Source organism: Bradyrhizobium sp. in8p8, from assembly GCF_000426845.1.
Taxonomy (GTDB): domain Bacteria; phylum Pseudomonadota; class Alphaproteobacteria; order Rhizobiales; family Xanthobacteraceae; genus Bradyrhizobium; species Bradyrhizobium japonicum_C.
Window position 1 is genome coordinate 474,462 of the sequence record NZ_AUGD01000002.1, and the last position, 13,741, is coordinate 488,202.

General features: G+C 64.0%; 16 protein-coding genes. 6 read left to right on the forward strand and 10 right to left on the reverse strand.

Features of this window, described 5'->3' with window-relative positions; genetic code table 11:
• Window positions 1-186: 186 nt before the first annotated feature.
• On the forward strand, window positions 187-435 hold the full coding sequence (locus tag K408_RS0107710) for a hypothetical protein (protein WP_029673989.1): 249 nt from the start codon (window positions 187-189) through the stop codon (window positions 433-435).
• Between the two features lie 138 nt (window positions 436-573).
• On the opposite strand, the gene K408_RS0107715 is transcribed toward K408_RS0107710, so the two are convergent.
• Window positions 574-1,449 carry an MBL fold metallo-hydrolase gene (locus K408_RS0107715; RefSeq protein ID WP_024338033.1) on the reverse strand — a complete coding sequence of 292 codons (876 nt, stop codon included), beginning with the start codon at window positions 1,447-1,449 and terminating at the stop codon, window positions 574-576.
• Window positions 1,450-1,588: 139 nt separating this feature from the next.
• On the opposite strand from K408_RS0107715, the gene K408_RS0107720 reads away from it, so the two are divergent.
• On the forward strand, window positions 1,589-2,572 hold the full coding sequence (locus K408_RS0107720; RefSeq protein ID WP_024338034.1) for a glycerophosphodiester phosphodiesterase family protein: 984 nt from the start codon (window positions 1,589-1,591) through the stop codon (window positions 2,570-2,572).
• Here K408_RS0107720 and K408_RS0107725 read toward each other — a convergent pair.
• The 3 genes from K408_RS0107725 to K408_RS0107735 form a co-directional block, all read right to left on the reverse strand.
• The gene (locus K408_RS0107725) at window positions 2,569-4,191 is read right to left on the reverse strand and encodes an ABC-F family ATP-binding cassette domain-containing protein (RefSeq protein ID WP_024338035.1); all 1,623 of its coding nucleotides are present in this window, start codon (window positions 4,189-4,191) and stop codon (window positions 2,569-2,571) included. The genes K408_RS0107720 and K408_RS0107725 overlap by 4 nt on opposite strands.
• Before the next feature lie 176 nt (window positions 4,192-4,367).
• Window positions 4,368-4,721: a hypothetical protein gene (locus K408_RS41980; protein WP_155248319.1), complete on the reverse strand. Its 354-nt coding sequence runs from the start codon at window positions 4,719-4,721 to the stop codon at window positions 4,368-4,370.
• A gap of 60 nt (window positions 4,722-4,781) precedes the next feature.
• Entirely contained in the window at window positions 4,782-5,036 is a 255-nt protein-coding gene (locus tag K408_RS0107735; protein WP_028145829.1) for a hypothetical protein, read from the reverse strand.
• A gap of 155 nt (window positions 5,037-5,191) precedes the next feature.
• Here K408_RS0107735 and K408_RS0107740 point away from each other — a divergent pair, with 155 nt between their 5' ends.
• Window positions 5,192-5,923, forward strand: coding sequence for a DUF3750 domain-containing protein (locus K408_RS0107740; protein WP_024338038.1), 732 nt, complete (start codon window positions 5,192-5,194; stop codon window positions 5,921-5,923).
• Window positions 5,924-5,947: 24 nt separating this feature from the next.
• Here K408_RS0107740 and K408_RS41985 read toward each other — a convergent pair whose 3' ends face one another.
• Genes K408_RS41985 through K408_RS0107755 form a run of 3 tightly spaced genes read right to left on the reverse strand, consistent with a single transcriptional unit; the run spans window position 5,948 to window position 8,075 of the window.
• Window positions 5,948-6,106, reverse strand: coding sequence for a hypothetical protein (locus K408_RS41985; RefSeq protein WP_155248320.1), 159 nt, complete (start codon window positions 6,104-6,106; stop codon window positions 5,948-5,950).
• Window positions 6,103-7,416, reverse strand: a complete 1,314-nt coding sequence (locus K408_RS0107750) for an ATP-binding protein (RefSeq protein ID WP_024338039.1) — start codon at window positions 7,414-7,416, stop codon at window positions 6,103-6,105. The genes K408_RS41985 and K408_RS0107750 overlap by 4 nt, the downstream gene beginning before the upstream one ends.
• The gene (locus K408_RS0107755) at window positions 7,413-8,075 is read right to left on the reverse strand and encodes a response regulator (protein WP_024338040.1); all 663 of its coding nucleotides are present in this window, start codon (window positions 8,073-8,075) and stop codon (window positions 7,413-7,415) included. The genes K408_RS0107750 and K408_RS0107755 overlap by 4 nt, the downstream gene beginning before the upstream one ends.
• A 101-nt stretch (window positions 8,076-8,176) precedes the next feature.
• Between K408_RS0107755 and dsbD the strand changes: the two genes are divergently transcribed.
• From dsbD to K408_RS0107770, 3 genes are all read left to right on the forward strand, one after another.
• Window positions 8,177-10,006 carry a protein-disulfide reductase DsbD gene (gene dsbD, locus K408_RS37795; protein ID WP_024338041.1) on the forward strand — a complete coding sequence of 610 codons (1,830 nt, stop codon included), beginning with the start codon at window positions 8,177-8,179 and terminating at the stop codon, window positions 10,004-10,006.
• 42 nt (window positions 10,007-10,048) lie between these two features.
• The gene (locus tag K408_RS0107765) at window positions 10,049-10,684 is read left to right on the forward strand and encodes a DsbA family protein (RefSeq protein WP_024338042.1); all 636 of its coding nucleotides are present in this window, start codon (window positions 10,049-10,051) and stop codon (window positions 10,682-10,684) included.
• Window positions 10,685-10,940: 256 nt separating this feature from the next.
• Window positions 10,941-11,624, forward strand: coding sequence for a L,D-transpeptidase (locus tag K408_RS0107770; protein WP_349509754.1), 684 nt, complete (start codon window positions 10,941-10,943; stop codon window positions 11,622-11,624).
• Between the two features lie 64 nt (window positions 11,625-11,688).
• Here the strand turns inward: K408_RS0107770 and K408_RS0107775 are convergent, their stop codons facing one another.
• From K408_RS0107775 to K408_RS0107785, 3 genes are all read right to left on the reverse strand, one after another.
• Entirely contained in the window at window positions 11,689-12,072 is a 384-nt protein-coding gene (locus tag K408_RS0107775; protein WP_024338044.1) for a DUF302 domain-containing protein, read from the reverse strand.
• Between the two features lie 31 nt (window positions 12,073-12,103).
• Window positions 12,104-12,562: a DUF2892 domain-containing protein gene (locus tag K408_RS37800; RefSeq protein WP_024338045.1), complete on the reverse strand. Its 459-nt coding sequence runs from the start codon at window positions 12,560-12,562 to the stop codon at window positions 12,104-12,106.
• Window positions 12,563-12,799: 237 nt separating this feature from the next.
• Window positions 12,800-13,504, reverse strand: a complete 705-nt coding sequence (locus K408_RS0107785; RefSeq protein ID WP_024338046.1) for a hypothetical protein — start codon at window positions 13,502-13,504, stop codon at window positions 12,800-12,802.
• Between the last annotated feature and the right edge of the window lie 237 nt (window positions 13,505-13,741).

The following is a 13,741-nucleotide window of genomic DNA, read 5'->3' on the forward strand; positions in this document are numbered from 1 at the left end:
ATCCAGCTAGGGTGATCGAAGCTAGCAGGATCGCCGGACGGGGTCAGCGAGCGGTGCAACACGCAACAGCTGCCGAGCCGGCGTTGAAGAATCGCCAGGGACACCGGACCATGGCTGCTCATCCTGCTTGATTGCGCCATGATTCCCGGCTCCAATCCGGCGGCCATTTCTGGTTAGGAGACACCCATGATGAAGCGGATTTTCCTCGCCGCGATCGTTGCCAGCTTTGCGGCGGGCTCGGCCCTGGCGCAAGAAACCTGCGAGAGCAAGGCCGTCGGCAAGGACGGCAAGCCGCTGGCCGGCGCCGCCAAGACCTCGTTCCTGAAGAAGTGCAAGGAAGACGCCTGCGCGCCCAAGGCCGTCAGCGCCGACGGCAAGCCGCTCTCGGGCGCCGCCAAGAACAGCTTCATGAAGAAGTGCGAGACCGGCGCCTGATCGCTGCAGATCGCTGCTTCCGCGAACATTCGCTCCATGAACTCGTCATGCCCGGGCTTGTCCCGGGCATCCACGTCTGGGGCGTCGTGCCAGGAGATCGTCGATGGCCGGGGCCAGGCCCGGCCATGAGCGAGGGAGCTATTCCCGCTTGAACCGATAATCGAACGCCCCCTCAAGCGGCCTGATCAGCCCGACGGTCGGCGCGGGAAAATGGATCGGCAGGATCAGCGTGTCCGTGTCCACAACGGAGGCGAAGAATTTCCGCCGCGACAGCGCCGACAGCTTTGGATCCCAGTCGGGCTTGGCTGACCACTCCGGCTCACGGCACTGGATCTGGTGATGCATGAGATCGCCGGTCACCACGGCGCGCTGACCTCTGGAGACGATGTTCACGCAGCAATGGCAGGGCGAGTGCCCCGGCGTCGGCGTCAGCGTCACGGTGTCGTCGAGCGCGTAATCGTCATCGACCAACAACGCCTGCCCCGCTTCGACGATGGGCAGGCAATTGTCGCGAAACACGGTGCCCGGCGGATCGTTGCCCTTGGCGTGCTCCGCCTCCCAGGCCGCGTACTCGCCCTTGTGGAAGACATACTTCGCGTTCGGGAAGGTCGGCACCCAGCGGCCGTCGCGCAGGGTCGTATTCCAGCCGGTGTGGTCGATGTGCAGATGCGTGCAGAACACGTAGTCGATCTGCTCGAAGGAGATGCCGAGCGCGAACAATTCGTTGCGCCAGCGCTCCTTGCCGGGAAAATCGAACGGCGGCGGGTGGCCCTTGTCCTCACCGGTGCAGGTATCGACCAGGATGGTGTAGCGCGGCGTGCGCACCACGAAGCTCTGGTAGGTGATGACGATCATACCCCGCGTGGCATCGAACACCTCCGGCTCCATCGTCGGCAGATGGCGTCTGAAGACCGACTCGTCGTAGGCCGGGAAGAAATCCTGCGCCCGCCGCCACGGCCCTTCCCGCTCGATCACCGCATCGATGGTGATGTCGCCGATCCGGATTTGCTTCATGATGTTCGCTCCCTTTGGCGAAAGCGTAGCGAACGGACTCAGGGTATTCAAGGCGCCGAACCCGGAGCCTCCAATGCGCCGCGTGCCGCAAATCAACCTCAAACGCCGGAGAAGATGCTCGCGGAATGAGGACCGTCCGGTGGGTAGGAAACTGAGAGTGACCGCGGCGATCGTGATCGCCGTCGCAGCTGCAATCTATGTCAACAACACAAGCCTTCTGGCGTCACATCAGGACGACAAGCCGCTGTTGCTCGCCCATCGCGGCATGGCGCAACGCTTCGACGAGCGCGACCTGAAGAATGACACCTGCACCGCCGCGCGGATGCTGCCGCTGGCGCACGACTATCTCGAAAACACGCTGCGCTCGATGCGCGCGAGCTTCGCGGCTGGTGCCGACATCGTCGAGCTCGACGTGCACCCGACCATCGACGGCGAGTTTGCCATCTTCCACGACTGGACACTGGACTGCCGGACGGACGGCAATGGCGTCACCCGCGCGCAGACCATGGCAAAGCTGAAGTCACTCGACATCGGTTACGGTTATACCGCCGACGGCGGCAAAACCTTCCCGTTTCGCGGCAAGGGGATCGGAATGATGCCGACCCTATCGGAAGTGTTCGCAGCCTTTCCGGACAAGAAGCTCCTCATCAACGTGAAAAGCCGCGACCCGGACGAAGGCGAGAGACTTGCCGGCGTGCTGAACGCACTGCCGGCCGAGCGGCGCCGGACCATCATGGTCTATGGCGGCGACGAGCCCATCGACGTGATCCGTCGCCTCGCCCCGGATGTCCGCACGATCTCGCGCGCAGCCATCCGAAGCTGCCTGTTCCGCTATATCGGCTATGGCTGGACAGGCCTGGTCCCGAAGGCCTGCCGCAACGCGTTGGTGCTGGTGCCAATCAACGTCGCCCCTTGGCTATGGGGCTGGCCCGATCGCTTCCTCGCACGCATGAATGGCGTAAACAGCGCCGCGTTCGTGCTCGGCCCGTACAGCGGCGGCGAGTTCTCTACGGGCGTCGACACGCCGGAATTGCTGGCCCGCCTCCCGCAAAGCTATTCCGGCGGCATCTGGACCAACGAAATCGAGACCGTCGCCAGGCTGACCGGCAAGAGCAATGACTAGCTTCGCAATCCCGGCGCCTCCTGCCCGGTGCGTGCGACATATTCCGTGTAGCCGCCGCCATATTGATGGATGCCTTCCGGCGTCAGCTCCAGCACGCGGTTCGACAGGACGCTGAGGAAATGCCGGTCGTGCGAGACGAACAGCATGGTGCCCTCGAAGTCCGACAGCGCATTGATCAGCATCTCCTTGGTGGCGAGGTCGAGATGGTTGGTCGGCTCGTCCAGCACCAAGAAGTTCGGCGGGTCGAACAGCATCTTGGCCATCACGAGCCGCGCCTTCTCGCCGCCTGAGAGCACGCGGCAACGCTTCTCGACGTCGTCGCCGGAGAAGCCGAAGCAACCGGCGAGCGCGCGCAAGGAGCCCTGCCCCGCGGTCGGAAACGCGTCTTCGAGCGACTGGAACACAGTCCGCTCGCCGTCGAGCAGGTCCATCGCATGCTGGGCGAAATAGCCCATCTTGACGCTGCCCCCCAGCGCCACGGTGCCCTCGTCCGGCTCGCTCGCGCCCGCAACCAGCTTGAGCAGCGTCGACTTGCCGGCGCCGTTGACGCCCATCACGCACCAGCGCTCGCGCCGGCGGATCATGAAATCGAGGCCGTCATAGATGCGCTTCGAGCCGTAGCCCTTGTGGACGTTCTTGAGCGCCACGACGTCCTCGCCCGAGCGCGGTGCCGGCAGAAAATCAAAGGCCACGCTTTGACGGCGGCGCGGCGGTTCGACGCGCTCGATCTTGTCGAGCTTCTTGACCCGGCTCTGCACCTGCGCGGCGTGTGAGGCGCGCGCCTTGAAGCGCTCGATGAACTTGATCTCCTTGGCGAGCATGGCCTGCTGGCGCTCGAACTGCGCCTGCTGCTGCTTCTCGTTCTGCGCCCGCTGCTGCTCGTAGAATTCGTAATCGCCGGTATAGGTGGTGAGCGAGCCGGAATCGATCTCGATCACCTTGGAAATCACGCGGTTGATGAACTCGCGGTCATGCGAGGTCATGAGCAGCGTGCCTTCGTAATCGCGCAGGAATTTCTCCAGCCAGATCAGGCTTTCGATATCCAGATGGTTGCTCGGCTCGTCGAGCAGCATCACGTCGGGACGCATCAGGAGAATGCGCGCCAGCGCCACGCGCATCTTCCAGCCGCCGGAAAGTTTTCCCACGTCGCCGTCCATCATCTCCTGGCTGAAGCCGAGGCCGGCCAGCGCTTCGCGCGCGCGGCCGTCGAGCGCGTAGCCGTCGAGCTCCTCGAAGCGGTGCTGCACCTCGCCGTAGCGGGCGATGATCTCGTCCATCTGGTCGGCCTTGTCGGGATCGGCCATCGCAGCCTCGAGCTCGCGCAGCTCGGCCGCGACTTCGCTGACGGGACCGGCGCCATCCATCACCTCGGCCACCGCGCTGCGGCCAGACATCTCGCCGACGTCCTGGTTGAAATAGCCGATGGTGATGCCGCGGTCGGTCGAGACTTGGCCCTCGTCCGGCAGCTCCTCGCCCGCGATCATCCGGAACAGCGTGGTTTTGCCTGCGCCGTTCGGGCCGACAAGGCCGATCTTCTCGCCCTTGTTGAGGGCGGCGGAGGCTTCAATGAACAGGATCTGATGGCCGGCTTGCTTGCTGACGTTGTCGAGGCGGATCATGGGGTCTTTGTGGGGGGATTTTGCGTTGCAGCGTCATAGGCCATGCGGGCCGCCAGGGGAAGCCCGGGACAGGCGAAGTCGACCGCAATCCCCCCGTTCAAGCCGCAGCTCGGAGGATTTTGGACCCAGATGATCCGGCTATCGGTGCTCGAGCTGTCGCCCGGCGCCGGTGATCGTCACTTCTTGAGAATACCCGTGTTGGTGTTTCCAAGCTGCTGGACGGCAGCATTCGCCGCGGGGGTGTTGTAGTTCGGTCGAGATCCACCGCCTTCCTGTGTAGGAGCGGCGACGCCAAGTCTCTCACCGGTGGTGCCCTGGCCTTTGGCATTGGCCGAGTTCGGACCTGGCGAGCCGCCGGTTCCGCTGAGTGTGGTCCCGTTCGACAGCGTCGAGCCACCGCCAGAGCCAGAACCAGCTGCGCTCGCCCCTCCGCCGGATGAAGAACCGCCTGAAGCGCCTCCTGAGCTTTGCGCCATGGCGAACGAAATGGTGCTCAGAAGAATGGCTGCGGCCAAAGCTGGAATTCTCATGTCCGTCCTCCGTCTGCCAGCCGGCTCCTGAACCGCTGGGTTCCTTGTCACGAAGAGCTCCTATCGCCGGCGCGCGATCCATGCTCCGGCCAGGAACGCAATAAGCAATGACCGTAACGGCGCCTTAACAGTGATCTCGCGCAGCTGGTCAGCCAGCCGCTTCGCGGCGTCTGCAGGCGGCGACCGGAGCTGCGGATCAAAAGCTCCGCTTTGCCCTCCGGAGCCCGACCGCAAGCTCGAACTCTGCTCTATGCCGCCCTGATCGTCCGTAAGCCCGGAGGCCTCTGTCATCGCGGCGGCTTCCTTCGTGTCCATGCCCATGCTCCAATCCTGCTGCGGTTGCAGAACAACCACGTCCTCTCGGGTACCCGTCCGACCCCGGCACCAATGGGAGCAGCTATGGCGTCGGCATCGACGCGAACTATATGTCTTCTCGAAAGCCTCGCCGTACCGCTCCCTTGAAAAAGCCCTTGCTGATCTTTCTGTTCCTTGTCTTCGCCCCGCTGACCGCATCCACCGTCAGATATTTCTGGCTGGGCGATGGCCGCCAGAACTGGCAAACGGCCGATCGGTCGAGTGCCGGTCTCTTGACCGCCGCTGCCGATCACCCTGCAGCCGTCATACGGGTGTTCGGGGCGAGAACGGTGAGATGGCGCAGCATCTTCGCCATTCACACCTGGATCGTCGTCAAGGAGAAGGATGCGGCGACCTACACCCGCTACGACTACACGGCGTGGGGCGAGCCGCTCCGCACCAACGGCTTTGCTCCCGACGGGCGGTGGTTCGGCGCCGCGCCAGAAATCATCGTGGCTGTCGACGGAGATCGCGCGGAGGCGCTGATCCCGAAGATCCGGCATGTGATCGAAAACTACAGGTTTCGATCCTACGGGGATTACAGCGTCTGGCCCGGTCCCAATTCGAACACCTTCGTGCAGGCCGCACTCGACTCCGTCCCTGAGCTCCGGGCCGTCCTGCCGCCGACCGCGATCGGCAAGGACTTCCCGTACACCGGCAAATGGTTCGGCCTGACGGCGTCCGGCACGGGCATCTTTGCTTCGCTCGCCGGATACGTTGGCCTGTCCATTGGCTGGGTCGAAGGCGTGGAGATCAATTTCTTCGGCGCCGTTCTCGGCCTCGATATCCGCCGCCCGGCGCTCAAGCTGCCTGGCCTCGGCCGCTTTGGGGTAACGCCAGGCGCGTAACGGGCTCTCCTGTTGATGCGGCTGTCAACGAAGCTGACCGGCTGCTGCCTGGAATTGCACCAACTCGTCGGCGGGAATGCCGATTGCCGAGACGCACGAATAGACGTGACGATGCAGATCGATGAGACCGGGCATCACGATCTTGCCTGAGCGCGGTATGCTGCGGCACTGATCGTTGCTCAAATATCGAACGTCAGCTCCGATCTGGTGCCGCGGCGACCTTCGCGATTCGATATGGTGAGTTTCGCCCCGACCTTCGCAAGCGCGAGCTTGACGATCGCGAGGCCCAGCCCGCTTCCGATCGGGCTCCTCAGCCTTCCCCGGAAGAAGCGTTTGCCGATCTGGTCGAGCTCCTCGGGAGGGATTCCCGGCCCCTCGTCCTCGATCGCGATGGCGTTCTTGCCAGCGCTCCAGACCACACGTCCTTCTCGAGTGTGCTGTACGGCGTTTTCATGCAAGTTCCGAAGCGCGAGTTGGAGGCATTCGGCATTCGTGTTGAGCACCATCGTTCGGACGCCGGCGTCGATCGTCACGGTCGTCCGCTCGTGCCTTGGCGTAGCGGCGACGATTTCCTCCAGAATGGGCCCGACCGCGACGGGCGCCAGCGGCGCGTCGACAGCGTCGGAATCCAGCCTTGCGATCGTCAGCAATTGGCGCACCAGGCGCGTGCTGCGATCGACCGCGGTTACGATCTGCTCGAGCGCACCACGGACGACCTGCGGATCATCGGCAGCCAGAGCCACCTGGGCCTGCGTCTTCAGGCCCGCGAGCGGCGTGCGCAGTTCGTGCGCGGCGAAGGCGGTTACCTCGCGTTCGTGCCGGCGTGCGGCCTCAACCCTGCTGAGAAGGCCGTTCAGGGCGAGGGCCAGCGGCCTGACCTCGGCCGGGGCCCGCTCGGTTTCCACCTGCCGCATGTCGTCCGGCTCCCGCGTGCCGAGGTCCTGAGCCATTTGTCGCAGCGGGCGCAGGCCCTGTCCGACACTCGCCCAGATCGCGGCACCGAGCAGCGGCGCGATCAGCAGCGCGGGCAGCATGAGTCCCTTGATCAGATCCGTCACCAGGCGTTCCCGCAGCCCGACACGGTCCCCGACCATCACCCGCAGATTGTGGTCGGCGTCCTCGACGGAGAACACGCGCCAGGGTTCGCCGTCGATGATCCGGTCCGAGAAGCCGGATGCGGCGGGCGAGAGCTGCTGGTCGGGCGCGCCGCTCGACTTGGCGACCATCCGGCCGTCGAGCGACCAGATCTGGCACGACAGCTGGCGTTCGTAGCTGCCGAGCGGCTGCGCGGCCGCAGGCACCGAGTTTCCGGGGAGGTTGTCGAGTCCCGACGCCAGCGAGGCCACCATGCGCGCGGCCTCCTGCAGGCGCGTGTCGAGAACATGCTCTACCTCGTCGCGGCTTCCGACGTAGATCCAGACGACCGCCGCGACCCAGACGATCCCGGTCGCGGCAAGCAGTATCGCGAACAGTCTCAATCTCAAGGACCTCATCGGACGGTCCCCATCCGGTAGCCCACGCCGCGCAGCGTCTGGATTGCATCCCTCCCGATCTTATTGCGGAGATTGTGGATGTGAACCTCGACTGCGTTGCTTTCCACGTCCTCCTGCCAGCCGTAGAGGCGTTCCTCCAGTTCGGCACGCGAGCGGACCTGCTCCGGACGCTCCATCAACGCTGCCAGGATGGCAAACTCGCGGCGCGACAGGTTGATCGGTTCGCCTGAGACGGTCGCCGAGAGATCGGCCGGTGAAAGCACGATGGCGCCGTAGGTCATCGTTGGACCCGCACGCCCGCCTTCCCGGCGGACGATGGCGCGCAGGCGCGCGGCCAATTCATCGAGATCGAACGGTTTCGCCAGGTAGTCGTCGGCTCCAGAATCCAATCCGGAGACCTTGTCGCCGACGCTATCGCGCGCCGTCAGGAGAAGAACGGGCGTCGCGTCCTGGCGTCCCCGGAGCCTGCGCAGCAAATCCAGGCCGCTTCCATCCGGCAGCATGATGTCGAGCACGACCGCCGAGTAGCGGGTCGTCGAGAGCGCGTTATCGGCGTCCTCGCAGGTGGCGACCGCGTCGACGGTTGCGCCCGTCAGAGACAGGCCCGCTCGCAGACCGTCGGACAGGATCGGATCATCTTCGACAACGAGTATGCGCATCATTTTCTCCGAGACTCCCCTCGGTCGCCCGCCTTAAGGCTGGCTTAAGGCAGACTATCCAAGTCGCGGCATCCGCTCACAAGACGCAGGGCCGCCACAGGATGCCGGGCTTTCATCGACTATCGGTCATATTGGTCGTTCTTCTGTCGTCCTCCTTCGCGGTGGCCCGGGCAGGAACGCCGCCTCCCGCCGACGAGGCGTTCCAATTGAAGGTTTCGCGCGACGATGCCGGGCTCTCCCTCGTCTGGGCGATCGGACCGGGCAGCTACCTCTACCGCGCCATGATCGCCGCCAACAACGCAGTGGTTCCCGGGACGCCCGTCGCGGTCCGGACGCCGCCGGGAGAACCCAAGGATGATCCGGACTTCGGGTCGCAGGAAATCTACCGGAACTCAGCAAAGGCCGAAATCGCATCCACCGATCTGCAAGGGCTGCACCAGATCGTAGTGACCTATCAGGGCTGTGCGGAAGAGTACCAGATCTGCTACCCGCCGGTCGCCAAGACGATCGATCTGCAGACGCTGGCCATCAAGAACCGCGACGACACCAGCGCGTTGTCGCCCGGATCCTCATCACCTTTCGTGGATGCTCCGGTCGCAGCCGGCGTACCGGAAGACGATGGTTTGAAGACGGCCGCCCTCACACCTGACGTGGACATCTCCTTCTGGGTGACGCTCGGCGGCACGCTGGCATCGTTCTTCGGCTTCGGCGTTCTGCTATCATTCTCACCCTGCACCTTCCCACTTGTGCCGATCTTCTTCGGCGTATTGGCCCGTTCGCAGGAGGAGCTTTCGTTCAGTCGCGGTCTCGCCCTGGCGGCGACTTTCGTCGGTGCGTCGGCATCGGCCTACGCGACGCTGGGCGCGTTCGCGGCCTGGTCCGGCTCCGGAGAGAACCTGCAGATCCTGCTGCAGACACCGCTCGCGCTTGGCGTGATCAGCGCGGTGCTCGTCATCCTTTCGCTGTCGATGTTCGGCTTATTCGACATCCAGCTGCCGGCCGCCTTTGTCGCGCGTATACCGGACGTGGCCTCCGGCGGCGGTCGCGGACCGCTGGCCGCCGCCGCCGTTCTCGGCTTCGGATCGGCGCTGATCGCGGGGCCCTGCGTCACACCTCCGCTTGCCACGGCGCTGCTGTATGTCGCCAGGACCGGCGACGTCGTGCGCGGCATGGCCGCCCTTTTCCTATTCGGCGTCGGCATGGGCGTGCCGCTTCTCCTCTTTGGAGCGCTAGGGCCGAGATTCCTGCCCAAGCCCGGCCGCTGGCTCGTCCGTGTCAGGCATGGCTTCGGGTTCATCCTGCTCGCCGTCGCGATCTCGATCTTCTCTCGCGCTCTGTCGCAGCAGACCACGCTGCAGCTGTGGGGCGCGCTCGCGACGGGTATCTCCGTCTATTTCGGCACCCAGTTCCTGACAGCGCATAGTCGATGGAGGTTCGTCTCGATGGGCATGGCGAGCTTCGCGCTTCTGGTCGGCTCGGTCCTGATGATCGGCTCGGCGGACAACGACAATCCGGACGCGACGCGCATCCTCGACCAATTCGTGAGCCGCGACACCGGACCCGACCCCTCCGTCCGAACGATCCGATCGGTCGCCGCGCTGGACCATGAACTCGCCGCGGCGCGCGCCGACGAAAGGCCGGTCATGCTCGACTTTTCCGCCGACTGGTGCGTCGAATGCAGGGTCATGGATGCCGTCCTGCGCAAACCTGAAGTACGCAAACGGCTGCAAGACTTCAGGATAGTGCGTGCCGACGTCACCGCTGTCGACGACGCGAGCCGCGCCCTGATGAAACGCTTCGGAATCGTCGGGCCGCCGACGATCCTGCTGTTCGGCGCACACGGAAGCGTCGATCCCACGACCAAAATCATCGGCGCCGTCGATGCCGACGCCCTGCTCGGAAAATTGTCGGCCGTCGCCTCGGCCGACTGACCCCAAACTCACGGAAGAAGAAAGGCAGACATGATTCAGCACATCTCCCGACGCACGCTCGCTCAGATGATCGCCGTCGCCGCCATCCCCTGCCTGGTCGGGCCCGCGCGCGCCGACGACGGCCCCTCCGAAGCAGACGTATCGCGCGAGGCGATCCTGTACGATCCCGCGGCACCGACCGCGGGAAACCCGAAGGGCGATCTGACGATCGTGGTTTTCTTCGACTATAATTGCCCCTTCTGCAAGCTAGCGGAGCCCGAGCTTGAGCGGTTGGTGAAGACCGATGGCAACATCCGCCTCGTCTACAAGGACTGGCCGATCCTAACGCCGGACTCGATCAAGGGCGCTCAGTGGGCTCTGGCCGCGAAGTATCAGAACCGCTACGACGCCGCGCACTTGGCAATGATGGGCATTCCCGGGCCGAAGATTCCCGCCGAGCGGATGCGGGAAGCGATCGCGAAGTCCGGCGTCGACATGGCTCGTCTCGATGCCGATCTCCAGGCCCACGGCGACGACATCACCAAGCTCCTGCGCCGCAATCTCGCCCAGGCGGACTCGCTGGGGCTGATGGGCACGCCCGCCTACATCGTCGGCCAGTACCGTGTGACGCAGGCCCTGAACTACGAAGGCTTCAAGCGCGTCGCTGCGGACGCGCGTGCCCGCGCGGCAAAGAAGTGAGCAACGCGGAGCCGCTCTCAAACCTGGCGTAGGCTGTAGATCGAAGCTTGCCGCCATCGGCGGTGGCACGCCGGGATCGTCGAATCTCGGACGCACGCCTTCTCTCAAGGACGGACGCATGGAGCGTAGGATATTTCCCGGGACCTGGTACGCCGGCGTCCCTGATCAGCGATCTTCGCTACGACAAACTCGACTACGTCGGCTTCCGCCGGGCTGTCGCGAACCCGCGCCGACAGGCGGCGTCGAAGGAGCCGAAATGATGTCTCACAAGCGATGGGCGGTAGCTGCGGCGCTACTTCTGCCGATGGCGCTCGCAGGCTGTGTGTCCGGTTCCGACATCATGCCCAAGGCGGCGGCCTACGCGTCGACGTCCGGTTCTCGATATGATGCGGTCTCGGACGGAGACTACACTATTGCTGCTGTTCCTGCCCGCGACTTGAAGACTCGCTATATGCGTCAGCTCGTCGACGATCCGACCGGAGAGTCTGTCGGGACCGTTGTCGTAGATCCGAAGAACCGATTCCTCTACCTTGTGCAGGAAGGTGGCAAGGCATTGCGTTACGGCGTGGGCGTCGGCAAGGCCGGCATGGCGTGGTCAGGTACGGCCAAGGTAGCCATCAAACGTGAATGGCCGAGCTGGACACCGACCAGGCACATGATCGCGCGCGAGCCGAACAAATACGTCAAGTGGGCCCGAGGCATGGACGGCGGCACGCAGAACCCGCTCGGTGCGCGCGCGCTCTATCTGTTCAGAAACGGCAAGGACACGCTGTACAGGATTCACGGCACCAACGAGCCGTGGTCGATCGGCCAGGCGATGTCCTCCGGCTGCATTCGCATGATGAACCAGGACGTGATCGATCTGTACCGTCGCGTTCCATCGGGAACCAAGGTCGTGGTGCTTCCGGCCGCCGTGGAGTCCGCAGCCGCCCGCGAATGATTTCATGCCGCGATTGAGGTCCGACATGTCGTCGCACCGACGAGGCGAGTAACGCCAGAGCGACTTAGATCGCTTCGACCGCCGCCCTCAACTCACCGCGAACTTGTTCCGCGATGGCTCTCAGGGATTCGTTTTGTATCGCCTGCATTGACGCGACCGGATCGACCGCCGCGACCTCCGTCTTTCCGGCAACTTCCTGAACAATCACATTGCACGGAAGCATGGTGCCGATCTTGTCCTCCGCCATCAGCGCCTCGTGAGCCATCTTTGGATTGCAGGCGCCGAGTATAACGTAGGGCCGGAAGTCGGCCCCGGTTTTCTCCTTTAGAGTCGACTGCACGTCGATCCTGGTCAACACCCCGAACCCGCGGCCCTTGAGCGCCGATATCGCTCGGTCGACGCCTTCCGCAAAAGGAACGTCAAGCTTCTTCGCGAAGTAGTAGGACATTCCAGACTCCTCTACTGGGTGACCGGCAGAGCTACGCCGGTACGGTCGCGTTCGTCCTACCGGTGGAAGCCCGAAGGGCCGCGTCGGCGCTTTCAGCCGCGTGTCCGAAATCGCCTCTCAGCGCCATGAGGGCTCGGCGTTCCTCCTCGATTTCGTAGGACGTCCGGAAGCCCAGCTTTCTCAAAACCGGGACCGGAGGGCACCAGCCTTGGATCGCATGCTGAAATAGAAAGCTCGTGACCAACGCCGGAAGGGCGAGCCAGCGCCGGCTGTTAGTGGCGGCCAGCGCGACGCCGGCGAAGCCGATAACCGCGGCATTGGCTTCGATCGCCCTCTCGATATCCCACTCCTCGTCGATTTCACGCAGTCGGCCGGCGATCTGATCGCGGTGTTCGGCGAAATAGGCAACGTTGGCCTGCATCGTGCGTTTGATGCGCAGGTTGTCGCTTTCGGAAGAATGGAGAGGCACACGGTTTCGCGTCGTCGTCATGAATCCTCCACGCGTTGGCCCGACTACGCACGGGGTTTTGGTTTGTTCCTAATCTACATGGCGATAGGTTTGGTCCGCGATCGCCTGGGTTCGGATGGCGGGAATTGCTCCTCGCCAACGTCAGCCCCAGCTCAAGCCACTCGCTCCCGAAACCTGCTTCGGCCCAAGGACACCGTTCAAACTTGAACAGCATTCATGTTCAATCGAGTGGCTGACACAACCGTGTGAGTACGGGTCCTACGCCCTTCTCATCAGCTTGAGCGAGGCCGCAAGGCGCAAGCTGCGTTTGCCGGCAAGTGCGATGCCTTCGAGCTCGCCGCTGTCTTCCGTGCAGGTTCCGGAGAACCCGATCCCGACCTCGAGGCCGCCGAACACCGGGTTCTCCCCCTTCGCCGGCGTATGCTCCTGGTTCAGCATCTCGCCCTTCCAGCGGCCGTCCGCCGAGGAATAGGAGCCAAGATAATAGAAGAACGCATCGCCGCCGAGGATGCGACCGTCGATCAGCAGCATCACTCCGGACAGTCCGGCATCGATGCCGTCCAGCGCGCTCAGCTTCATCCCGTAGAGCCCGTTGGCGATGCCGCCCGGCCCGACCGCACCGCTCGGAGGCAAGCCCTCGTCGTCAAGTCGCGTGAGATTGGCCCAGAATCTGGCGCCCGGCATCGTATCCGAGCTGCCCTCCAGACGGATCTCGTTGCCATACAGCCGGCCGCGCGCCCCGATCGAGGCGACGTCCGCACCCATCAGCGGCTTGTAGTTGGGATCGTGGTTGTGCCGCTCGGTGATGACCCCGGCGATAATCTCGCCGTCGCGCTCGACGTACGTGCCTAGATGCGCAAACCCCGAATTGCCGCCCAGCATCTTGCCGTCGTGCAAGCACATGATGCTGCGGCCAAAACCGTCGTTGACGCCGTATTCAACCTTGTAGAGTCCGTCCAGCAACGTCATGAACCCGAAATCGGAAAGAATTGCGCGCTACCTAGCATCGTGGCCGGTTTGAAGCCACACGGCTTTTCCGCGCATGACCGCTCACGGGACCCTCAGCGCTACGATGCGAGTATGTCCCTGTTTTGCCTGACAGGTCAAATCGACTGCGCAAAATCCGCATTCGTGTGATGTCAGTGGCTTGGCTACTGTGCATGGGGTCGTTTTTCGATTTCGTGTGCGGCTCGCGCAAGA